Origin of the sequence: Streptomyces atriruber (assembly GCF_001418325.1) — a bacterium.
Lineage (GTDB): Bacteria > Actinomycetota > Actinomycetes > Streptomycetales > Streptomycetaceae > Streptomyces > Streptomyces atriruber.
This window is the reverse complement of record NZ_LIPN01000164.1, coordinates 1-22,291: the sequence shown is the minus strand read 5'-3', so window position 1 is coordinate 22,291 and position 22,291 is coordinate 1. Positions and strand designations below refer to the sequence as shown.

General features: G+C 70.9%; 15 protein-coding genes. 12 read left to right on the top strand and 3 right to left on the bottom strand.

Annotation, left to right across the window (positions count from 1 at the left end; genetic code table 11):
• Positions 1–428: 428 nt before the first annotated feature.
• The 7 genes from AOK03_RS18125 (at position 429) to AOK03_RS18095 (ending at position 9,578) form a co-directional block, all read left to right on the top strand.
• A complete protein-coding gene (locus AOK03_RS18125; RefSeq protein WP_157868991.1) occupies positions 429–1,634 on the top strand; it encodes an aminotransferase class I/II-fold pyridoxal phosphate-dependent enzyme in 1,206 nt (401 codons plus the stop codon).
• Positions 1,631–2,749, top strand: a complete 1,119-nt coding sequence (locus AOK03_RS18120; RefSeq protein ID WP_055566328.1) for a DegT/DnrJ/EryC1/StrS family aminotransferase — start codon at positions 1,631–1,633, stop codon at positions 2,747–2,749. The genes AOK03_RS18125 and AOK03_RS18120 overlap by 4 nt, the downstream gene beginning before the upstream one ends.
• A 29-nt stretch (positions 2,750–2,778) precedes the next feature.
• On the top strand, positions 2,779–3,591 hold the full coding sequence (locus AOK03_RS18115; RefSeq protein WP_107098029.1) for a class I SAM-dependent methyltransferase: 813 nt from the start codon (positions 2,779–2,781) through the stop codon (positions 3,589–3,591).
• Positions 3,588–4,544, top strand: a complete 957-nt coding sequence (locus tag AOK03_RS18110) for a UbiA family prenyltransferase (protein WP_055566326.1) — start codon at positions 3,588–3,590, stop codon at positions 4,542–4,544. Before AOK03_RS18115 ends, AOK03_RS18110 begins: the two co-directional genes overlap by 4 nt.
• Before the next feature lie 11 nt (positions 4,545–4,555).
• Entirely contained in the window at positions 4,556–5,857 is a 1,302-nt protein-coding gene (locus tag AOK03_RS18105) for a nucleotide sugar dehydrogenase (RefSeq protein ID WP_055566325.1), read from the top strand.
• The gene (locus AOK03_RS18100; protein WP_055566324.1) at positions 5,857–7,104 is read left to right on the top strand and encodes a benzoate/H(+) symporter BenE family transporter; all 1,248 of its coding nucleotides are present in this window, start codon (positions 5,857–5,859) and stop codon (positions 7,102–7,104) included. Before AOK03_RS18105 ends, AOK03_RS18100 begins: the two co-directional genes overlap by 1 nt.
• Positions 7,105–7,265: 161 nt before the next feature.
• Entirely contained in the window at positions 7,266–9,578 is a 2,313-nt protein-coding gene (locus AOK03_RS18095; RefSeq protein WP_055566323.1) for an ATP-binding protein, read from the top strand.
• A 12-nt stretch (positions 9,579–9,590) separates the two neighbouring features.
• On the opposite strand, the gene sigJ is transcribed toward AOK03_RS18095, so the two are convergent.
• Complete coding sequence (gene sigJ, locus AOK03_RS18090) at positions 9,591–10,502, bottom strand: RNA polymerase sigma factor SigJ (RefSeq protein ID WP_055566322.1); 912 nt, start codon at positions 10,500–10,502, stop codon at positions 9,591–9,593.
• 262 nt (positions 10,503–10,764) lie between these two features.
• Positions 10,765–12,228: a DHA2 family efflux MFS transporter permease subunit gene (locus tag AOK03_RS18085; protein WP_208609552.1), complete on the bottom strand. Its 1,464-nt coding sequence runs from the start codon at positions 12,226–12,228 to the stop codon at positions 10,765–10,767.
• A 284-nt stretch (positions 12,229–12,512) separates the two neighbouring features.
• Between AOK03_RS18085 and AOK03_RS18080 the strand changes: the two genes are divergently transcribed.
• Both AOK03_RS18080 and AOK03_RS18075 read left to right on the top strand, forming a co-directional pair.
• The gene (locus AOK03_RS18080) at positions 12,513–12,998 is read left to right on the top strand and encodes an ester cyclase (protein ID WP_055566320.1); all 486 of its coding nucleotides are present in this window, start codon (positions 12,513–12,515) and stop codon (positions 12,996–12,998) included.
• Positions 12,991–14,694, top strand: coding sequence for an AMP-binding protein (locus tag AOK03_RS18075; RefSeq protein WP_079074800.1), 1,704 nt, complete (start codon positions 12,991–12,993; stop codon positions 14,692–14,694). The genes AOK03_RS18080 and AOK03_RS18075 overlap by 8 nt, the downstream gene beginning before the upstream one ends.
• 75 nt (positions 14,695–14,769) lie before the next feature.
• On the opposite strand, the gene AOK03_RS18070 is transcribed toward AOK03_RS18075, so the two are convergent.
• Positions 14,770–16,977, bottom strand: coding sequence for an ATP-binding protein (locus AOK03_RS18070; RefSeq protein WP_157868989.1), 2,208 nt, complete (start codon positions 16,975–16,977; stop codon positions 14,770–14,772).
• A gap of 524 nt (positions 16,978–17,501) precedes the next feature.
• Here AOK03_RS18070 and AOK03_RS18065 point away from each other — a divergent pair.
• The 3 genes from AOK03_RS18065 to xdhC are packed head-to-tail and all read left to right on the top strand — an operon-like array spanning position 17,502 to position 22,268.
• Complete coding sequence (locus tag AOK03_RS18065; protein ID WP_107098028.1) at positions 17,502–19,013, top strand: xanthine dehydrogenase small subunit; 1,512 nt, start codon at positions 17,502–17,504, stop codon at positions 19,011–19,013.
• Positions 19,010–21,457: a xanthine dehydrogenase molybdopterin binding subunit gene (gene xdhB, locus AOK03_RS18060; protein WP_055566316.1), complete on the top strand. Its 2,448-nt coding sequence runs from the start codon at positions 19,010–19,012 to the stop codon at positions 21,455–21,457. The genes AOK03_RS18065 and xdhB overlap by 4 nt, the downstream gene beginning before the upstream one ends.
• 1 nt (position 21,458) lies before the next feature.
• Entirely contained in the window at positions 21,459–22,268 is an 810-nt protein-coding gene (gene xdhC, locus AOK03_RS18055; protein ID WP_107098023.1) for a xanthine dehydrogenase accessory protein XdhC, read from the top strand.
• Positions 22,269–22,291: the final 23 nt, after the last annotated feature.

Sequence of the window (22,291 nt, the reverse complement as noted above, 5' to 3'; positions counted from 1 at the left end):
CGATGCGCTCTGGGCAGGCGCTTTCGACTTCCTCGTGATCGGTGGGAGTCAAAGTCGTCGGATGAGGAACCGCCGGATTCTCTGGTCCTCCGGGATCACCAAGAAATTTCAAAGGAAGCACATCCTCTGTAAGCCGCTGATCGGACTCAGGAACTTGTGTCTGGCAATGCGGCGGCACTTGGGAAAAGCTGCGGTGAGGGGGAGGTCCCTGTCAAGCGCCCGCCCCCCAAGGCCCGTTGGCGGAGTCGGTTGTCGACCTTCACCGACCCCTTCTGAACTGCTGGTTCGACACCGTCGACGGTCCGGCATGGCTGATGCTTGCCGGGTTCCTGCCCCCGGCCCCGGCAAGGGTTTGTCATTGCCACGGGTAAAGCGACCGGCCTAGCTTCGCATCATCCAAATCTCCGGCCTGCTACACGGAGGACTGTGTGATCTCCCCTGCCCGGAACGTCGATCGAAACGTGGAGCGAGAAATCGGAGGCCCGGTTCCGTTCTTCACTCAGGCCGACACCTTCAGCGACTGTTGGCCGGACATTAGCCGCCACCTCAACGAGATGTTCGACCGTGGAAAGTACTCCCACGGCCAGCAGGTCGCGGCATTGGAAAAGGCGCTCGCCGAATACACCGGAGCGCGGCACGTGGTGGCGGTGAACAGCGGAACGGACGCCCTGGTCCTGCTGCTGCGAGCCTGTGGCGTCGTCCCCGGTGACGAGGTCGTCGTGCCGGCCTTCAGCTTCGCCGCCACCGCCACCTCGGTGGCGCTGGCCCGTGCCACCCCGGTGTTCGCCGACATCGAACCGGAGAGCTACTCGCTGGACCCGCGCTCCGTCGAGGCGGTCATCACCCCGCGCACCAAGGCGATCATGCCGGTGCACCTGTTCTGGCAGCTCGCCGACATGGGCGCGCTCGGCTCCCTGGCGGAGCGGCACGGCGTGCAGGTGGTGGAGGACAGCGCGGAGGCGATCGGCATGCGGCGCGACGGCGTGCACGCCGGACTGCTGGGCGATGCCGGTGTGCTGTCGTTCTTCCCCACCAAGACCCTGGGCGCACTGGGCGACGCGGGCGCCGTCCTGACGGACGACCCGGACATCGCCGAGCGCGTGGCGATCCTGCGCCACCACGGGCGGATGGGCCGCACCGTGGACCACATCGCCGGGATCTCCAACCTCTCCGGCGCCTCGGGCACCAACAGCAAGATGGACGACATCCAGGCATCCGTGCTGCTCGGCAAGTTGCCCCGGCTCGATGCGGCGATCGACCGCCGCACGGAGCTGGCGGCGGTGTACACGGAGCTGCTGAGCGACATGCCGGGCGTGCTGCGGGTGCCCACGGTGGTCGACCGGGGCGTTTCGGCGGATCCGGTCTTCTACGTGTACGTGATCGAGGTGGAGCGGCGCGACGCCCTGGTGGAGCACCTCACCCGGGAGGGCATCGGCACCGAGGTCTTCTACCCGATCCCGCTGCACCTCCAGCCCTGCTTCGCCGAACTCGGCCACCGCCGGGGCGACTTCCCGAACGCGGAGGCGGCCTGCGAGCGCACCGTCGCGCTGCCCTTCCACCCCGACCTCGCCCTCGACGACATGCACCGGGTGTGCGACGCCATCCGCCGCTTCTACACAGGGGCCGCATCATGAGAACTCTGCCGTTCTTTCCCCCCGATCTCTTCGAGGCGGACCGCGAGGCGCTGCTCTTGGCGGTGCACGAGCTCGGAACCGGCCCCGAGCAGCGCTTCATCCTCGGCGAGCGCACCGCCGAACTGGAAGAGGCGCTGCGCGAGATGACCGGCGCGGAGCACGTCATCGCCTGCGCCAGCGGCACCGGGGGACTGGAGCTGTCGGTGCGCGCCCTGGGCATCGGTCCGGGCGACGAGGTGATCGTGCCCGCCTTCTGCTGTCAGCCGGTGGCCAGTTCCGTGGCGAACACGGGGGCCACCCCGGTCTTCGCCGACGTCGACCCGTGGACGATGGTCATGGACCCCGATGCCACGAAGGCACTCATCACCGAGCGCACGAAGGCGCTCATGCCGGCCCATGTCTTCTCGATCATGGCGGACATGGAGCAGCTGGGAGCGATCGCCCGCGATCACGGTGTCGCCCTGATCGAGGACGCGGCGGTCGCCCAGGGTGCCGTCCTCGACGGCCGCCCGGCCGGGCGCTGGGGCGACCTCGGGGTGTTCTCCTTCTTCCAGGTCAAGGCGTTCGGCACGGCGGGCGAGGGCGGGATGGTCCTCACCGACGACCCGGAACTGGCCCGTACCGTACGGATGCTGCGCAACCACGGGCAGGACGGCGTCCACCGCTTCCTGCACCACCGGATCGGTCAGAACAACCGGTTCGACGAGGTGCTCGCCGCCTTCCAGCTGCACCGGCTGCCCGGCTTCGCGGACCGGCTGGAACGCCGTGCGCGGATCGCCGACTACTACACCGAGCGCTTCGAGCCCCTGCGCGAGCGTGGAGCACTGGCCCCGCCCGCGGGGCGCAACGGCCGCTGCTACTACGTCTACTCGCTGCTCGTCGACCGCCGCAAGGAACTGAGTGCCTACCTGGCGGAACGCGAGATCGGCAGCCACATCTACTACCCCGTGCCGCTGCCCCGGCAGCCCGCCTTCGCGCCGTGGGCCCCGCCGGGCGGCAGCTGGCCCAACGCCGAGCTGGCCTCCACCCACAACCTGGCCATCCCGATCTGGCCCCACCTGAGCGACACCGAGGTCGAGTACATAGCCGACACGATCTGCGAGTTCTACGCATGAGCACGCGAGAGCAGCCTATGGAGATCAACATGACGAGCCCACCGGCACAGCGGGAGTACGTCTTCGACCCGGTCTGGGAGAAGGAGACCGAGCGTCTTCGGACCAATGAGGCGATCTGGGACCCGGGCACCCTGGAGCGGCTTGCCGCGCTGGGTGTGGGGCCGGGCTGGCGCTGCCTGGAGATCGGCGCCGGTTCCGGTTCCGTGGCACGCTGGCTCGCCGACCGCGTGGGCCCCGCCGGCCATGTCCTCGCCACCGACCTCCAGACCGATCGACTGGCGTCACTGGCATCGCTGCCGCAGGTGGACGCCGTACGCCACGATCTGCGCGAGGAGGATCTGCCCGAGGCGGCCTTCGACCTCGTGCACTCCCGCATGGTGCTCCAGCACCTGCCCGAGCGGGCCGCCGCGGTGGACCGCATGGTGCGCGCGCTGCGGCCCGGCGGAGTGCTGTTCCTGGAGGACACCGACTCCTCCACGCTGTTCCGCTCCGCCGGGTCGGAGGACTTCCTCCAGGACGTACGGGCCGCCGGATACGGCCTGATGCGCGATTCGGGCCACGACCCGCGCGGAGGCCACGTCGACCTCCAACTGGTCCTGGCCGCCGGACTGGAGGCGACGGCGGAGGGCCGTGCCGTGATGGTGCGCGGCGGCTCCGACCAGGCCCGGCACTACATGCTGTGGCTGGAGTTCATGCGCCCGCGCATCGTGGGCGCAGGGCTCCTGGACGACGCCCGGATCGACGAGGCCCTGGGCGAGATGGCCGACCCGTCCCACCACTGGCTGAGCCAGGTGCTGATCAGCACGGTCGGCCGCAAGGGCGGAGCGGAGCAGGGGCGATGACGGCGACGATCTCGACGCCGCCGCGTCCGGGCATCCGGGAACGGGCGGGCGCGTACGCGAAGTTGGCGAAGCTGTCGTTCTTCGACTACTACCTGTGCGTCTTCGTGGTCCTGGCGCTGCTGCCCGCCGCGATGTGGGACGAACCGCGCACCTGGTGGGTCCTGGTGCTGTTCGACCTCGGCTGGGTGGGGATCGTGGCGGCCACCGTCGCACTGGACGACGTCACCGGAGTGCGGGACGGCAGCGATGCCCGGAACTACGACCCGAAGGAGGCGCTGCGGGCCCGCGACCGCAAACCACTGCTCAACGGCTCGCTCACCACGCGGCAGGCGCTGCGCTTCGGCTGGGGGTGCGCCATCGGGGGCAGCGCCCTGTGGGGGCTCACCGCGCTGGTCGCACCCCACCGCCCCTGGTGGGTGGTGGCGGCGGCAGGCTTCTCGGTGGTCATCAGCGTGCAGTACTCCTACGGCCTCAAGCTCAGCTACCGGGGCGGCCAGGAGGCGGTCATCTGGCTGAGCACCGGCCTGTGCGTGCTGATCCCCTTCGCCCTGCTGAACGGTGAGATGACCGGGGCGGCATGGCTGGAGTGCTTCCTGTTCGGACTGTGGAGCCTCATGGTCTCGGTCTACTCCAACATCAACGACGTGGACGGCGACCGGGTGGCCGGCCGCCGCAACCTGGCGACGAGCGTGTCCCCCGGCGCCTACCGGGGCTTCATCGCCGGACTTTCGCTGGCCGAGACCGGCGCGATCGTCGTCACCGCGGCGGTCGGCGCGGTGCCCTGGTGGTTCTGCGCGTTCCTGCTGCCCGTGATGGGTCTGCGCGCCCGGCAGGCGCACGCCGGGCTCGTCGCGGGCGAGGTGCTCTCGGCCCGCAAACAAGGCGTCACCATCCACCGCTGGGGCGTCGTCCTGCTGGTCGCCGCGAACCTGGCGCTCGTGCACAACGGCTGAAAGGGCACACGATGTCCGCAACGAAGAAGGACGCCGTCCCGCGGAGTGCGGGCCGACGCGTGGCGGTGGTCGGCCAGGGGTACGTGGGCCTGCCGCTGGCCGTGGGGGCGGTGGAGGCGGGCCACACGGTCGTCGGCTACGACGTGGACGAAGGACGGATCGCCCGGCTCCGGTCGGGCGACTCCTACGTGGAGGACGTGGGCGAGCGGCGGCTGGCCAAGGCGCTGGAGTCCGGGGCCTACCGCCCCACGACCGACGCGGCGGATCTCGCCGGATTCGACGTGGCCGTGGTCACCGTGCCGACTCCGCTCCTCGACGACGTCCCCGATCTGAGCTGCATCGAGGAGGCGGCGCTGACGCTGGCCGAGCATCTGCGGCCGGGTGCGCTGGTCGTCCTCGAGTCCACCACGTACCCGGGTACCACCGAGGACGTGTTCGGCGCGCTGCTGCAGAAGGAGAGCGGTCTGTGCCCCGGCACCGACTTCCACCTCGGCTACAGCCCCGAACGCATCGACCCCGGAAACCGGCGCTGGACCCTGAGCACCACCCCGAAGATCGTGTCGGGCGTGGACGAGGAATCCCTGCGCCGCACCGAGGAGTTCTACGACACGGTGGTCGAGCGGACCGTGCCGGTGCGCGACCCGAAGACCGCCGAGCTGACCAAGCTCCTGGAGAACACCTATCGGCACGTCAACATCGCGCTCGTCAACGAGATGGCGGTGATCGCGCGCGAACTCGGCGTGGACGTCTGGGAAGCGATCGACGCGGCCTCCTCCAAGCCGTTCGGCTTCATGCCGTTCACACCGGGGCCCGGGGTGGGCGGCCACTGCCTGCCGGTCGACCCCCGCTATCTCTCCTGGCGGGTCGAGCGCGAGCTGGGCCGCCGGTTCCGCTTCGTCGACCTCGCCAACGACGTCAACAGCCAGATGCCGCAGTACGTGGTGCAGCGGCTGGTCGAAGCCCTCAACGAGCTCCAGCGCCCGGCGAACGGCTCCCGCGTGCTGCTGCTGGGTCTTGCCTACAAGCGCAACACCGGTGACGCCCGCGAGTCGCCGGCGGTCAAGGTCGCCGAGCTGTTGCTGCGCACCGGCGCGCAGGTGCACGCGGTGGACCCGCACGTACGCGAGTCCGTGCCGCTGGACGCCCGCGTGCGCAGGGTCGAGCTCACCGAGGAAGAGGTGGCCGCCGCGGACGCGGTGGTGCTGCTCACCGCCCACGACGACTTCGACTACGACGTGGTGCTGCGCGGCGCCCGGCACGTCCTGGACTGCCAGCGGCGGCTGCGGCCCGCCGCCAACGTCGAGATCCTCTGATGGCGGAGGCCCTCGGCGGCCGCGCGCGGCGGATGTGGCAGGACGCGTCCGTCTCCGCGGTCGTCGCCGGGGCCATCGCGGTCGTCGTCTCCTTCGCGGGGCCCCTGACCATCGTCGTCCAGGCCGCGCACGCCGGCGATCTGGACGAGGCCCAACTCTCCTCGTGGATCTGGGCGATCGCCCTGGGCAGCGGTGTGACCGGGTTCGTGCTGAGCCTGCGGTACCGCGTGCCCGTCGTCGCCGCCTGGTCGACCCCGGGTGCGGCGCTGCTGGTCACGCAGCTGGCCGACGTCCCGTACGCGACGGCGATCGGGGCGTATCTGGCTGCCGCCGCGCTCACCGTGCTGGTGGGGGTGACGGGCTGGTTCGACGTGCTGATGCGGCGCATCCCGGGCGCCGTCGTCTCCGCCGTACTGGCCGGGATCCTGCTGCGGTTCGGCTTGGACGCCTTCCAAGCGCTGGAGAGCGGTCCGGCCGTGGCCGGGGTGATGATCGCCGGGTACGTGGTCTGCCAGCGGGCGGCGCCTCGGTATGCGATCGCGGCGCCGCTCGCGGCGGCCGTCGCGGTGGCGGGCGCCACCGGCACGCTGTCCCTCGGCGGCACCCGTCTGTCGCTCGCCGCCCCGGTGTTCACGGTGCCCGCGTGGCCCGGAGAGGCGTTGGTGAGCCTCACGCTCCCGCTGTTCCTGGTGACCATGTCGGCGCAGAACGCGCCGGGGGTGGGGGCGCTCAGGGAAGCGGGATACGAGGTGCCCTCGGGGCAGCTGGTCCGTGACACGGGGGTGGCATCGGCTGTCTTCGCGCCGTTCGGGGCCCATGCGATCAACCTCGGCGCGATCACGGCGGCGATCTGTGCGGGCCCGGACGCCCACGAGGACCGTGGCCGCCGCTACGTGGCGGGGTTGAGCTGCGGGGTGTTCTACGTCGTGGTGGGCCTGTTCGGGGCGACCGTCGCCGGTCTGTTCGCGGCGCTCCCGCAGGATCTGATCTCGGCGGCCGCGGGCGTCGCCCTGCTGGGCGCCCTGGGCGGCAGCATGTCGGCGGCGTTCACCGACGCGGACGGCCGAACCCCCGCGATCGTCGCATTTCTCACCACCGCTTCCGGTCTCACCTTGTGGGGACTCGGAGCGGCTTTGTGGGGTCTCGTCTTCGGGGTGGCCTGCCGGATGGTACTGACGAAACCGGAGCGGAATGGGAATTCTGACATGGACAGCTCGTCCCCCGATCTAAAGGGGAGGCGACAGTGAAACCATGAAAGTGAAAAGAAGGTTCCCCTCGGGATATGCGGTCCGTATGCTTTCTCCAGAGGAACACGCATGGGGGACTACGGGGGTAGTGTTATGCGGAATACAAGGCTTCATTTATCGGCGTGCCAGAAATTCGCACCATTAGTGATCGCGACGTCCCCATGACCGCCGTGGCGCTCGCCACAGGGGAACTGTGCCCACAACTGATCATCGACATCGCGTCCCGCCTGCCCACCCACCGCGACACGCTGGTGGGACGCGACCTGGAAGTACTCACCCTTTCCGCGCTGCTCGGCGAGGAGACGCACCGGCTGATCACCCTGACCGGCCCCGGCGGCGTCGGCAAGAGCCGGTTGGCCTGCGAGGCCGCGGCCGATGCCCGGATCGCCCGGGTCGCCTATCTGGACCTGCACGGGACCACCGGGCGTGACGGTCTCACCAAGACCATGGCCGCCCTGCTGCCGGACGAGCCGTGCCTGTTGGTGCTCGACGGCTGCGAACAGGCCGCCGACGTCGTCGCCGCCGCGGTCGACACCCTGCTTGGCCACGTGCCGGGACTGCGCGTCCTGGCCACCAGCCGCCGGGCGCTCCGGCTGTACGGGGAGCAGTTCTTTCCCGTACCACCGCTGCCGACCCCGCCCTCGCCGTACCGGCAGGACGTCCTCGAACTCCAGGACTGCGCCTCGGTGCAGTTGTTCGTCGAACGGGCCCGGTCGATCGACCCGTCGTTCGCGCTGACCGCGCAGAACGCCCGGGCGGTGGCTGAGATCTGCACCCGCATGGACGGACTGCCACTGGCGATCGAGCTGGTAGCCGAGAAGCTGCGCCACTGCCGGGTGGACGGTCTGCTGACCCGGCTGCGCCAGGACCAGCCGGTGCCGGGCGGCCGGCACGCCGTGCGCTCGCCGCTGCACCGCAGCATCCGCTCGATCGCCGATCACAGCTTCCGGCTGCTCGACGAGGAACAGCGCGCGCTGCTCGCCCGGCTCTCGGTCTTCACGGCCGGGACGAACTTCCCCACCGCCGAGGAGTACTGGGGCCTCCCCTCGCACCGGACGGAGCAGGCGGTGGAGACGCTGGTCGGCCACCATCTGCTCCACGTGGCGCCGGGCGGCGACGAGCCGCGGTTCACGATGTCCAACACCGTCCGCGAGTTCTGCCTGGAGCAGCTGTCCGCCGCGGGGGAGTTGTCGGACGCCCGGCTGCGGCACGCGGAGCACTTTCTGGTGCTCGCCACGGAAGCCGAACCCCACCTGACGGGGCCGCAGCAGGCGCAGTGGCTGCAGCGGCTGGCCCCGCTGCACGAGGACATGCTGGCCGCGCTGACCTGCCTGGAAGCGAGCGGCCGCCACGTGGACGCGGCGCGTGCCGCCCTCGCCCTGCACCGCTTCTGGCTGGTGCGCGGCCATCTGGACCTCGGCGAACAGTGGCTGGCCAAGGCGGCACAGGCGTTCGCCGCCACTCCCGGACACGAGGAGCAGGCCGCGCGGGCCGAGTCGGCACGGGGCGAGGTGGCCCTGGTGCGCGGCAGCGTGCGGCTCGCGGCGGACTGCTTCTGGCGCGCGGCCCGCGTCTTCCGCGAGCAGGGCGACACCGCCCACGAGGGGGCCGCGCTGGCCTGGCTCGCCTCCACCGACCACCGGCCCACGGGGCCCGAGACGGTGCACCAGGCCGCGGCGCAGTTGCTCCGCGTGGCGGACCACGAGCAGGCGACCGTCGAGGTGGCGAACGCCGCCCTGCCGTTGGCGGTCGGGAGCTCGTCCACCGACACCAAACTCACCGCCGATCTGCTGGACGTGGCGAACGCCCTGTTCAGGCGGGCGAGGGACGTCCGGGGCGAGGGGCTGGTCCTCGGCATGCGGGGTGCGCTGGCCGACTCCCAGGGCGACCGGGCGCTGTCGGAACAGCTGCTGTGGGAGGGGCTGTACCGGCTGCGGTCCATCGAGGAACACATGGTGCTGCCCATGGTGCTGGAGAGCCATGCGGTGCTCCTGTGGCACCGGTTGCCGCACCAGGGGCACCGGGTGGCCCGGCTGCTCGCGGCCGCGTCCGCCCTGCGGGAGTCGACCGGGGCACATCCGCCGCCGATCGTGCACGGCGCGGCCGCCGCCCTGCCCGACGTGCGCCGCGTGTTGTCCGGTTCCGAGTACGCGACGGCGTGGCAGGAGGGGCGGGTGCTCTCGGCCGTCGCGGCCGCGGGCGAGGCGCTCGCCTTCGGCCCGCCGCCCGTCGGGCCCGCCTCGGAGGCGCCCCGTCCGGCGCAGCTCACGGCCCGTCAGCACGAGGTGGCGGTGCTGGTCAGCCAGGGGATGACCAACCGCCAGATAGCGCAGCAGCTGCGGTTGTCCGAGTGGACCGTGGTCAACCACGTCCGGGAGGTCATGCGCCGTTTGGAGGTGCCATCGCGCCTGCATGTGGCGAAGTGGGTGCTGGAACGGCAGCAGGAGGACGCTCCGACCGCCGTGGCGAAGTGACCGGGGGGCAGCTCAGGGCGTGATCGGGATCCGGCTCAGCTTGTCGGGGTTGCGCACGGCGCGCACGGCGGTGATGCGGGGGTGGTCGCCCGTGAGGTCGACCTCCGCGGTGACCAAGGCGAACACCCCAGCGGGCGTGGCCAGTACGGCGGCGGGCGTGCCGTCGTACTGCACATCCATCCGGACCACGAGCCCGGCCGGGTAGCTGCCCGCGGTGGACGCGAAGTACTCGGCGACACCGGTGGCTCCGTGCAGCGGGACGCGCGGGGTCTCCGCCCGGCCGTTGCCGTCCGCCCACATGGTCACGTCGGGGGCCAGCACCGTCATGAGTGTTTCCATGTCGCCGTCGAGGCAGGCGGTGACGAAGCTCTCGGTGATCTCGCGGATCCGGCGACGGTCCGATTCGAAGCGCCGGTCACGCAGCCGCACACGGCGCCGGGCCCGGCTGCCGAGCTGCCGAACGGCCTGCTCGCTGCGGTCGACCGCCTCGGCGACCTCGGGGAAGCTGAACGCGAACACCTCGTGCAGCACGAACACCACGCGCTCCAGCGGGGACAGCGTCTCCATCATCACCAGGACCGCCATGCCCACCGACTCGTCGAGCAGTGAGGACTCCACCGCGACGTCGGAGGAGACCAGCAGCGGTTCGGGCAGCCAGGGCCCCACGTACTCCTCGCGGCGGGCCCGGCTGCGGCGCATCTCGTCGATGGTGGTGCGGGTGACGGCGCGCACCAGGTAACCGCGTGGATCTGCCACGCCGTCCTGGTCGATGCGCTGCCAGCGAAGCCAGGTCTCCTGGACGGCGTCCTCGGCATCGGCGACGGTGCCTAGCATGCGGTACGAGATTCCGAACAGCAGCTGCCGGTACCGTTCGAACGGATCCGAGGTGCCGGATCGCTCGGAGATGGCTGTCGCCTCGGCCATGACTCTCCGTCCCACCTTCACTCAGGTTCAGGGCGCATCGGGTTCGATCGCCAACTGCCCGCCGAGTCTACAATCATGACCTCTGGTCACTGATACGGAATCTTGCCGTTCTCGAGCGGTGGCTTCGCGGAGAATCTCGTACGGTCGTGTGGGCAGCAATCATCGCGGCATGTCGCACTCGAAGATGATGTCCATCAATTCCGGGGATTCCGGGTGGGAAATCACTCTCCGGGGACAGGCCGATATCTCGGAAACAATTCTGCTAGTCCCGGGCCTGGACCACATCCGTTTCCGTCTGCAGCTGTGCGGACGATTCCGGCTCGCGGCGCGGGGCCGGCGGCAGGAGCAGGGCGACTACGGAGGCGACGACGGCCACCGCGACCGTCAGCAGCAGGCCGTAGCGCACCGCGTCGGTGAGGCCGTCGGCGTACCTCGAGTCCGTGAGCCGGCCGGCCTGCTGGCGCACCTGCTCCGGGACGCCCTCGGCGGCGAGCCGGTTCTGCAGGAGGGCGCCGACCGCGGCACCGCCGACGACCGCGCCGATCTGCCGGAACGTGGTGAACATGCCGGAGGCGACACCGGTCAGCTGCGGCTGGATCTCCTGCATGGCGAGCGTGCTGGTGGGCGCGAACACCAGACCCATGCCGACCCCGAAGACGATCTGGCCCGGGATGATGGCCCATACGCTGGAGTCCGGCTTGGCCATCACCGCGATGAGGGCGATACCGGCCCCGAAGATCAGCATCCCGGGGACGAGGAGTTTGCGGCCCCCCACCTTGCCGACCGCATTACCGGCCAGCGGCGCCACCACCATCGAGACCAGAGGGCCGGGCACCAGAGCGAGACCGGCCTCACCCGCGGAGAGCCCGAGCACGGACTGCAGGTAGAGGGTGAGCGGCAGCAGCACGCCGATGGAACCGAACAGCAACATCGCGCCGAGCAGCGCGGAGACGGTGAACCCGCGGCTGCGGAACAGCTCGAACGGCACCAGCGGACGCCGGCCCTGACGGGTCCGCTGGTGCAGCGCGAAGACCCCGAGCAGCGCCACGCCGAGCACGAGGACCAGCGGGATGCTGAGGAACGACTCGATGGTGCCCCAGTCGTAGCGCTCGCCCTCGATCAATCCGTACACGATCAGGCTGAGCCCCGCCGTGGACAGCACGGCGCCCGCCAGGTCCAGCGGGGGCCGCTGCTCCCTCCGGATGTCCGGCACCACGACGATCGCGCCCAACAGGGCCGCCACGCCGATCGGGAGATTGATGAAGAAGATCCAGCGCCAGTCGAGGCCGGAGACCAGCGCGCCGCCGAGGGTGGGACCGGCGACCGTGGCCAGGCCGGCGACCGCCGACCACACGCCGAACGCCGCCCCGCGCCGCTCCGCCGGGAAGACGGCGCTGATCAGGGCCAGGGTCTGCGGCATCATCACTGCGGCGCCGAGCCCCTGGACCGCCCGGGCCGCGATCATCTGACCCGGTGTGTCCACGAGGCCGCACACCACCGACGCCAGGGTGAAGACCGCGAGCCCGGTGGCGAAGACCCGTTGGGCCCCGAAGCGGTCGCCGAGCCGTCCGGAGAGCAGCAGCAGCGCCGCGAAGACCAGCATGTAGGCGTTGGCGAACCAGAGGATGTCGTCCAGGGACGCGCCGAGCCCCGCCGCCATCTCGGGGATGGCGATCGTGACGATCGTCGTGTCCAGCAGCGTCATGAAGGAGCTGGCGCAGAGCACCGCAAGCACCAGCCAGGGATTCCGCTGTCGAGTATGGGGTGCGTCCGTGACCATCCGGCGGCCTCTCGTTCGTAGTCGTGTGAGGTGCTTCAACAGGACCGACGCAGCCGGGCGCGAAACCGTGACATGGGCGCAGGACCGGAACGGAATCCCCTGGTCAGGGCGGTCCTGTCACACTTCGCGGCTGCGCTGCGTCGGTCCTGGTTGAGGGTGGCTGCGGGAGGGCCGCCCCGACGCGTACGACGGACCGGCAGGCACGACGACACGAGAAGGCAGGGCGAAAATTGAACGGCGAGACACTCATCCAGCGATACATCCGGGCCCTAGGAGAACAGGACTGGGACACCCTGACCGAGCTCTACGACGAGGACGCCGTCTTCTACACGCCCCTCAAGTGGGGGGTCAAGGGCGTCCCGTTCATCGTCCAGTTCTGCAAGGCGGTGCACCAGGGCTTCCCCGGCGTCCGGGTGGCCCTGCACGACGAGTTCTCCAACGCGGACGGCACCCGGGTGGCGTTCCGCTTCTCGATGCACTGGCACAACACCGGCCCGTTCCTCGGGCACGAGCCCACCGGCGAGCGCGGGTCGAGCATCGAGGCCCACACCGTGCGGGTCCGCGACGGCCGCATCACCGAACAGGTCGTGGCCGTGGGGTCGCTGCATCTGCCGTACATCGAGCTCGTGCGCTGGGGCATCGAGTTCCCCCGCGACCTGGTCGACCCGGGGCCCGAAATCGTGTCCTCCCCGCAGGGCGGGGGGACGCATGGCTGAGCCCGTGACCTCCCTCGCCTCCGGGCCGAACGCACCGCGTGCCACGGGGATCCCCTTCGGCACCCGGCCGCCCGACGACGTCACCACCCGCATGCGCGAGCGCGGCTGGTGGCGCGACCGGTCCATCATCCAGGACCTCCTCGACGCGGCCGCCGAGCATCCCGATGCTCCGGCAGTCGTTGCCGCCCGCACGAACGCCGCCGCCGCGGTCACCATCGGATACGGCCAACTCGCGCTCCACGCCGAACGGTTCGGCGCCGCCCTGCTCTCCCTCGGGATCCGCCGCGGTGACCGGGTCGCCTTCCAGCTCCCCGGCTGGTGGGAGGCCGCGGCGCTGACCCTGGCCTGCACGTGGACGGGGGCCGTCGCCGTACCGCTGCTGCCCACGATGCGCAGCCGTGAGATCGAGCGCCTGCTCCGGGTGACCGGAGCGAGCCTCTGCGTCGTCCCCGACAGCTGGGGCGGCCACGACTACGCGGCGGCCCTCGACGAGGTGGCTCCCAGGCTCCCCGAGCTGCGCCACCGGGTCGTCTACGGTGACAAGGTGCCCGACGGGGCCGTCGACTTCGCGACGTACTTCCTGGACACCGAGCACGAGACCCGTCTGCCGCACCCGCTGGAAGTGCCCTCCGGGCGGGACCTCGACGACGTGACCCTGGTGATGTTCACCTCCGGCACCACGGGCGAGCGCAAGGCCGTGCTGCACACCGAGAACACGCTCTACGCCGGGACCGCCGCGGCGGCGGGCGTCGCCGAACGAGGCTGGGACACGGGTGAGGTGTTCTGTTCGCCCCACCCCATCTCGGGTCTCGCCGGTCTCCTGTACTGCCTCTGGGGGCCGGTCATCGCCCGGGGGACCGGGGTGTACCTGGACACCTGGAACGCGGCGGAGCAACTGGAGTTGATGGCGAAGGCGCAGGTCACCCAGGTGTTCGCCGCGCCACCGTTCGCGGCGCAGCTGGTCGAGGCGCAGCGGGCGGACCCGCGCCGGATGCCCGATCTGCGGTTCGTCATGTGCGGGGGCGCGCCCGTCGTGCCGAAGCTCGTGGCCGACGTCACCGACGCCTTGGCGGTGCCGGTGCGCACCTGTTGGGGAATGACCGAACTCGGCATGGGCATCCGCACCCCGGAAGGCGGGCCGCCGCCCGGCGCCGTGCGCAGCGACGGACGCCCCCTCGCAGGTCTGGAGACCTCCCTGCGGGAGGTCGCGGGGGAGGAGGGCCTCTACCGGCTCTGGGTCCGTGGCCCCTCCGTCTGCACGGCCGTGTGGTCGCCCGGTGTGGACGGCGGTACGGCGACGCCGACCTGGACGACCGACGCAGGGTGGATGGACACCGGCGACCTGGTCCGCGACGACGGCGCGGGCGGCGTGCACTTCGAGGGACGGGCGAGCCGCCGCGTCGGGGGGCCGTACATGATCCCCGTGGCGGACGTGGAGGGGGAGATCCTGCACCACCCCGATGTCCGTGAGGCCGTGATCATCGGATACACGGGCGAGGACGGCCAGGAACACGCGTGCGCGGTCCTCGCTCCCAGGGTGGAACGGACGCCCGACCTGGCCGAGTTGCGCGCGTTCCTCGCCGGGCGCGGCATGACGGAGTGGTACATCCCCGAACGCGTGCTGGAAGTCGTGGAGCTTCCCAAGAACGAGAACGGGAAGGTCGTCATCGGTCTGCTGCGTCCACTGCTGGAGTGACGCTCGCGGGACGGAGGTCGGAGGGGCCGGCCCCTGGCTCTTCGGGGGTCCCGCCCCTCCGCCTCCCGATGGCCGCTACCGCGCCTGCCGCTGCGCCACCCACTGAGCGATGTGGATACGGGACGGCACGTCCAGCCGACGCATGATGTGCCGTACGTGATTCACCACGGTCCACTCCGACAGGTCGAGCCGACTGGCGATCTGCCGGTTGGTCAATCCGTTGCTGACGAGCAGGGCCACCTCGTACTGGCGGGCCGAAAGGCGCGCGGAGCGGGGCGCCGCCGACGGCGATGACCTGGCTGACAGGGGGGCGGCCAGCGCTTCCTGGGCCGCCGCCCACGGCGTCAGGGTGCGTCCCTCGTGTCGTACGGCCTCGTACTCCGGAGCGGAGAAGAGTGTGTGCAGTTCCCGTGCGGCGGTGGAGGGCACGGCCGTGGCCGGCAGCGGGTTCGCTCCGGTCGACTCCCGGATGGCCGCCGAGGCGGCCAGTATCCGGGCGACCCGCGGGCCCTGCTCCGGCAGGCGCTGCCACAGCAGATAGGCGCGTGCTTCCAGGGCCCGGGGCAGCATGGTGCACTCCCCGACGGCCTGCAGCCGGAGCAAGCCTTCGTGGAGGAGGCTCTCCGCCAACTCCTGATCGCCGCGCGCGATGCTCAGGTCGGCGCGCTGAATCAGGACGAGGCCCCGGCCGCGTACGTCCTGTGCTCGCGCGTACACGGATTCCGCCGCGTCGAGGAGGTCCGAGGCGAGCTTGACGTCGGTCTGGCGCGCCTGCGCGGCGAGTGCGAGCGCCGCTTCCCCGACCTCCTCGGGCGCCGGGGACGTCTGTGAGGCCTTGAGGACATGGTCCGCCAACACTCGGGAGTCGCCGGATGCCGTGCCGGGCCGCGCCGCGGCGAGTCGGGCGAGGGCGGTCAGCTCGTGGTGGCGTTGGCCGCACTCCGCGTAGGCGATGGCGGCCCGCTGGAAACAGTCCGTCGCGAGGTGGCCGTCCCCGGTGGCCATGGCGAGCGCGCCGCGCGCCGACTCGGCCCGCGCGGTGAGTTGGCGCTGTCCGGCGTCGGTGAGGAAGACGGCCGCGGCGTCCGACAGCCATCGCTCGCCGGACGCGAGGTGACCGCGCGTCAGCCAGTAGCGGCGCAGGGCGAGTGCGGCCAGGGCCGTGTCGTACTGCCGTCCCTGCGCGGTGAGTTGGGCGAGGGCGGCCTGGACGTTGCCGTGGTCCTCCGCCAACCGGCCCAGCCATTCGTGCTGCCGCGGCCCGGCCAGGTGCGGTTCCGCGCTCAGCACCTGCGCCAGGAAGAGCTCGGCGTGCTGATCGCGGGCGTGGGTGAGGGCACCGGCTGCGGCGAGCCGTGCCAGGCCGCCCTCGCGGACGAGGTGGTACACCGAGTACCTGGCCCCGGATTCGGTGGCGTCCACGTGCAGCAGCTCATCGGCGACCAAGGCGTCGACGGCCTCCTTCGCCCCGTCGGCAGGCGAACCCCAAAGCTCCGCGATCGTGGTGAGGTTCAGGCTGCCGACGGCCACCGACAGCCGGTCGAACTGCCCGCGCCGACGCTCGTCGAGCAGGTGGTGGCTGCGTTCCGAGATCGCGCTGATGGAGCGGTGCCCCGGCGAGCGTGCGGGGTGCGAACCTCCGAGGACCGGCCTGCCGTCCCGCAGCCGGGTCAGCAGGGCGTTGAGGTCGAACAACTGGAGCCGGTTGGCGGCGAGTTCGATGGCGAGGGGGATGCCGTCCAGTCGGGCGCAGATCTCCGCGACGGGCCGGGCGTTGTACGCGGTCAGGGCGAACGAGGGGATGATTCTCCTGGCCCGATCGACGAAGAGCGCCACTGCGGGGTACTCATGCAGCTCCGACACCTGCTGATGGTAGGGAGGCGTCGGCGCGGACAGCGGCTGCACGGGGAACACCTGCTCGCCGGAGACCTGCAGCGGTCTGCGCCCGGTGGCCAGGATCCGCAGCGGGGGCCGCTCGCCGAGGAACGAGTCGACCACGCCGGGCGCGGTGTCTTCCGACAGCTCGAAGCCGTCGAGGACGAGCCAGCTCCCGGCCGACAGCGAGGGCATGTCCACGGCCTCGGCCAGCGCCTGGGAGGCCTCCATGCCATGTGCGTCCACGTGGCGTACGACGGGCAGCGCGGCGTCGGCCACCGCGGCCTCGGCGAGGCAGCTCTTGCCGACGCCGTCGGGCCCGACGAGTGTGAACAACCGGCCTTCGTACTGCCTGAGTTGAAGAGAGAGATTCAGCAGGTCGATGTCGCGCCCGACCAAGGGAGTCATGGTCGGTTCCTGCTCCCGCGCGAATGAGTCCCGGGCCTGCTCCACGGTGCCTTGATCATGCCGATGCCCCCGTCGATCTTGAGAAGAATCTTGGCCTTCAAAACCGCGATGTGGGTCTGTTCTCGAGTCTATGGGGTGGCGCATAAGCCGACGGTTCGACGTCACGGCCCCGGGTCCCGCTCCCTTCCCCTTGACCTGCGTGAACCGAGTCACTACTTTGCGATGACACTGACCCACGGCATCGAAAGGAGGCGACCAGCGGATGTACATCAGCTCCGACCTCGGTCGCCTCGCCCAGCGCACCGCCTGGGCTCCGGGTCGTATCGCGCACGGCTCCTGAAGCACGCCGTCCTGATGTGCCGCTCTGCGGCATTCTCCGGTTTTCTCCCCGCCCCTTTTCGGCACGTCGCTGTCCCGTGCCCTCCCGCGCCCGCTTCTCTCACGAGGCGCGTCTGAACACAGAAAGCTGCCTGAAATTGGCGAACATGACATCGACCGATCACGCACCGGAACGGCTGCCCGGCGTGCCGGAGGCACGGATCACGGTCAACGGGAAAGAGACACCGCTCTCACCGGCCACGCCCCACACCACCGCGCTCGACTTCCTGCGCGAGCGCGGCCTGACCGGAACCAAGGAGGGCTGTGCCGAGGGTGAGTGCGGCGCCTGCTCGGTCATGGTGGCCAAGCCCGGAGTGCACCGGCCCACCGACTGGGTCGCGGTCAACGCCTGCCTGGTCCCGGCCGCCGCACTCGACGGCCAGGAGATCATCACCTCCGAAGGGCTCGCCACGGACGGCGAACCCGGCTCGATGCCCTCGCTGCACCCCGTACAGGAGGAGATGGCGATCCGAGGCGGCTCCCAGTGCGGCTACTGCACACCGGGATTCGTCTGCAGCATGGCCGCGGAGTACTACCGCCCGGGCCGCTGCGAGCACAGCGGAAGCGGCACGGAAGCGGGCGGTGGCGCGGCAGCCGGGCACGGTGCGGAGGCGGCAGCCGGTGCCGACCCCGAGCACGGGCCGAACGGCTTCGACCTGCACGCGCTGAGCGGGAACCTGTGCCGCTGCACCGGCTACCGCCCCATCCGCGACGCCGCGTTCGCCGTCGGCGCGCCTGCCGAGGACGACCCGCTGGCCCGACGCCGCGAACAGGCCCCGCCCCCGCCCGTGGCCACCGAGTACACCCGGGACGGCAGTACGTTCCTGCGCAGGAGCACCCTGAACGAGACGTTGCGGCTGCTGCGCGAGCGGCCCGACGCCGTCGTGGTCGCCGGCTCCACCGACTGGGGCGTCGAAGTCAACATCCGCTCCCGGCGGGCCGACTGCGTGGTCGCCGTCGACCGGCTGCCCGAACTGCGGGAGCTGCACGTCGAGTCCGGCCACATCGAGATCGGGGCGGCGCTGACGCTCACGGAGATCGAGCGCCGCCTGGACGGAGACGTCCCGCTGCTCGCCCAACTGTTCCCGCAGTTCGCATCCCGGCTCATCCGCAACGGCGCCACCCTCGGCGGCAACCTGGGCACCGGCTCGCCCATCGGCGACAGCCCGCCGGTGCTGCTCGCGCTCGACGCGTCGCTGGTGCTCGCCGACGCCGACGGCGAGCGCGTGGTCCCGCTCGCGGACTACTTCACCGGATACCGGCAGAGCGTCCGCCGCCCCGGTGAGCTGATCCGGGCGGTCCGCATCCCGCTGCCGCTGGCGCCGGTCACGGCCTTCCACAAGATCGCCAAGCGGCGTTTCGACGACATCTCCAGCGTGGCGGTCGCCTTCGCGCTGGACATCGAGGACGGGATCGTACGCACGGCACGCATCGGTCTGGGCGGTGTGGCCGCAACCCCCATCCGCTCCCTCGCCACCGAGGCCGTCCTTGAGGGCAAGCCGTGGTCGGCCGAGACCGTCGAGGCCGCGGCCCGAGTGCTGCGCGGGGAGGGCACCCCGATGAGCGATCATCGCGCCAGCGCCCTCTACCGCTCCGCGATGCTCGGCCAGAGCCTGCTCAAGCTGCACGCACAAACCACCGAGGCGGTGTCGTCATGAGTCATCTGTCCGAGCGTCCCGAAAAGCCCGTGGTCGGCGTCTCCATGCCGCACGAGAGCGCCGTCCAGCACGTCACCGGCACCGCCCTCTACACCGACGACCTGGTCCAGCGCACCAAGGGCGTCCTGCACGCGTACCCGGTCCAGGTCATGAAGGCCCGCGGCAGGATCACCGCGCTGCACACCGACGCCGCGCTCGCCGTGCCCGGCGTCATCCGCGTGCTGACCGGCGCCGACGTGCCCGGCGTCAACGACGCGGGCATGAAGCACGACGAACCGCTCTTCCCCGACGAGGTCATGTTCCACGGCCACGCGGTCGCCTGGGTGCTGGCCGAGACCCTGGAGGCGGCCCGTCTCGGCGCGGCGGCCGTCGAAGTCGACCTGGAGGAACTGCCGTCCCTGGTCACACTCCGGGAAGCGATCGAGGCCGACAGCTACCACGGCGCCCGGCCCCTGATGGAGACCGGCGACATCGACGCGGGCTTCGCCGACTCCGCACACGTGCTCAGCGGCGAGTTCCAGTTCGCCGGACAGGAGCACTTCTACCTCGAGACGCATGCGGCCCTGGCCCAGATCGACGAGAACGGGCAGGTGTTCATCCAGAGCAGCACCCAGCACCCGTCGGAGACGCAGGAGATCGTCTCGCACGTGCTCGGCGTCCCCGCCCACGAAGTGACCGTGCAGTGCCTGCGGATGGGCGGCGGCTTCGGCGGCAAGGAGATGCAGCCGCACGGGTTCGCGGCCATCGCCGGGCTCGGCGCCAAGCTCACCGGCCGCCCGGTCCGTTTCCGGCTCAACCGGACCCAGGACCTGACCATGTCCGGCAAGCGGCACGGCTTCCACGCCACATGGAAGATCGGCTTCGACGCGGACGGCCGTATCCAGGCCCTGGACGCCACCCTCGTCGCCGACGGCGGCTGGAGCCTGGACCTCTCCGAACCCGTCCTCGCCCGCGCGCTGTGCCACATCGACAACACCTACTGGATACCCAACGCGCGCGTGGCAGGCCGCATCGCCAGGACCAACACCGTCTCCAACACCGCCTTCCGCGGGTTCGGCGGCCCCCAGGGCATGCTGGTCATCGAGGACATCCTGGGCCGTTGCGCGCCGATGCTCGGCCTGGACCCCATGGAGCTGCGGGAACGCAACTTCTACCGGCCCGGACAGGGCCAGACCACGCCCTACGGACAGCCCGTCACACAGGCCGAGCGGATCTCCACCGTCTGGCAGCAGGTGCAGAAGGACGCACGCATCGCCGACCGCAAGCGCGAGATCGCCGCGTTCAACGCCACGCACCCGCACACCAAGCGGGCAGTCGCGATCACCGGCATCAAGTTCGGCATCTCCTTCAACCTCACCGCCTTCAACCAGGGCGGCGCGCTGGTGCTGATCTACAAGGACGGCTCGGTCCTGATCAACCACGGCGGCACCGAGATGGGCCAGGGCCTGCACACCAAGATGATGCAGGTGGCCGCGACCACCCTCGGCATCCCGCTGGCCAAGGTGCGCCTCGCCCCGACGCGTACCGACAAGGTGCCCAACACCTCCGCCACCGCCGCCAGCGCAGGCGCCGACCTCAACGGCGGGGCGATCAAGAACGCCTGCGAGCAGCTCCGCGAGCGTCTGCTCCAGGTGGCCGCCACCCAGCTGGGCGCGAACGCGTCGGACGTACGCATCGTCGAGGGCGTCGCACGCGCCCTGGGCAGCGACAAGGAGGTGGCCTGGGACGACCTGGTGCGCACCGCGTACTTCCAGCGGGTCCAGCTGTCGGCGGCGGGCTTCTACCGGACGGAGGGACTGCACTGGGACGCGAAGACGTTCCGGGGCTCGCCGTTCAAGTACTTCGCCCACGGAGCCGCCGCGACCGAGGTGGAGGTCGACGGCTTCACCGGCGCCTACCGGATCCGGCGCGTGGACATCGTGCACGACGTCGGCGACAGCCTCTCCCCGATGATCGACATCGGTCAGGTCGAGGGCGGCTTCGTCCAGGGCGCCGGCTGGCTGACGCTGGAGGACCTGCGTTGGGACACCGGCGACGGCCCGAACCGAGGCCGACTGCAGACCCAGGCGGCGAGCACGTACAAGCTGCCGAGCTTCTCCGAGACGCCGGAGGAGCTCAACGTCACGCTGCTCGAGCGCGCCACCGAGGAGGGCGCGGTCTACGGCTCCAAGGCGGTGGGCGAGCCGCCGCTGATGCTGGCGTTCTCGGTGCGTGAGGCGCTGCGGCAGGCGGCCGCGGAGTTCGGACCGAGCGGCATCAGCGTCGAGCTGGCCTCGCCCGCGACGCCGGAAGCGGTGTTCTGGGCGATCGAGGAGGCACGCCGCGGCGGCGTCCGCGAGAACGACCGAGCGCTCGACGCGCCGTCGGCCGATGGCCGGTTCGAGCCCGCACCTGCTGCCTCGGACCGCGTGCGGGCCGCCACGACAGCGGTCAACGGTGCCTGACATGACGTGGATCGCCGCGGTCGCGCGGTTGCGGGCACGCCGGGAGTCCGGTGTGCTGGTGACCGTCGCGACCGTGCGCGGCCATGCCCCGCGCGACGCCGGAGCCAAGCTCGTCGTCGGACACGGCGAGACATGGGGCTCGATCGGCGGCGGCAACGTGGAGGCCGTCGCGATCGACCGCGCACGGGAGATGCTCACCGCGGCCAAGGCGGAGCCGGAACTGATGGATTTCGCCCTGAACGACAAAGTGACCAACCAGCACGGCGTGCAGTGCTGTGGCGGCACGGTCTCGGTCCTGCTCGAACCACTCCCGGTGGTGCGGGCGGTGGCGATCTTCGGCGTGGGGCACGTCGGGCTGGAACTGGCGCGCATCCTGGCCCGCCAGGATCTCGACCTGCATCTGATCGACAGCCGCTCGGACATGCTCACCGACGAGCGGCTCGAACCGCTGTCGGACTCGGTGGCGCAGCTGCACGTGCATCACACGCCTCTGCTGCCCGAGGAAATCCTCGAGGACCTGCCGCGCGGCACCCACATCCTGATCATGACCCACGACCACGCCGAGGACGCGGCCCTCTGCGACGCCGCCCTGCGCACCACCCACCTCGGCTCCGTGGGACTGATCGGCTCGGCGGCCAAGTGGACACGGTTCCGCAAGCGCCTCGCCACCGAGGGCGGCCACGACGACGCCACCATCGACCGGATCCAGACCCCGATCGGATTGACCGACATCACAGGCAAGGAGCCCGCGACGATCGCGGTGAGTGTCGCGGCGGATCTGCTGCGGACTTTCGAGAACGAGGGGGAGTAACCCTTCGGAGGGCGGGGCGGGGC

What these genes read in the sequence shown, in the direction of transcription:
- AOK03_RS18070 (WP_157868989.1), bottom strand. Translation starts at nt 16,977, where the DNA reads ATGACTCCCTTGGTCGGGCGCGACATCGACCTGCTGAATCTCTCTCTT.
- AOK03_RS18095 (WP_055566323.1), top strand. Translation starts at nt 7,266, where the DNA reads ATGACCGCCGTGGCGCTCGCCACAGGGGAACTGTGCCCACAACTGATC.
- AOK03_RS18110 (WP_055566326.1), top strand. Translation starts at nt 3,588, where the DNA reads ATGACGGCGACGATCTCGACGCCGCCGCGTCCGGGCATCCGGGAACGG.
- AOK03_RS18120 (WP_055566328.1), top strand. Translation starts at nt 1,631, where the DNA reads ATGAGAACTCTGCCGTTCTTTCCCCCCGATCTCTTCGAGGCGGACCGC.
- xdhB (WP_055566316.1), top strand. Translation starts at nt 19,010, where the DNA reads ATGAGTCATCTGTCCGAGCGTCCCGAAAAGCCCGTGGTCGGCGTCTCC.
- sigJ (WP_055566322.1), bottom strand. Translation starts at nt 10,502, where the DNA reads ATGGCCGAGGCGACAGCCATCTCCGAGCGATCCGGCACCTCGGATCCG.
- AOK03_RS18105 (WP_055566325.1), top strand. Translation starts at nt 4,556, where the DNA reads ATGTCCGCAACGAAGAAGGACGCCGTCCCGCGGAGTGCGGGCCGACGC.
- AOK03_RS18115 (WP_107098029.1), top strand. Translation starts at nt 2,779, where the DNA reads ATGACGAGCCCACCGGCACAGCGGGAGTACGTCTTCGACCCGGTCTGG.
- AOK03_RS18075 (WP_079074800.1), top strand. Translation starts at nt 12,991, where the DNA reads ATGGCTGAGCCCGTGACCTCCCTCGCCTCCGGGCCGAACGCACCGCGT.
- AOK03_RS18100 (WP_055566324.1), top strand. Translation starts at nt 5,857, where the DNA reads ATGGCGGAGGCCCTCGGCGGCCGCGCGCGGCGGATGTGGCAGGACGCG.
- xdhC (WP_107098023.1), top strand. Translation starts at nt 21,459, where the DNA reads ATGACGTGGATCGCCGCGGTCGCGCGGTTGCGGGCACGCCGGGAGTCC.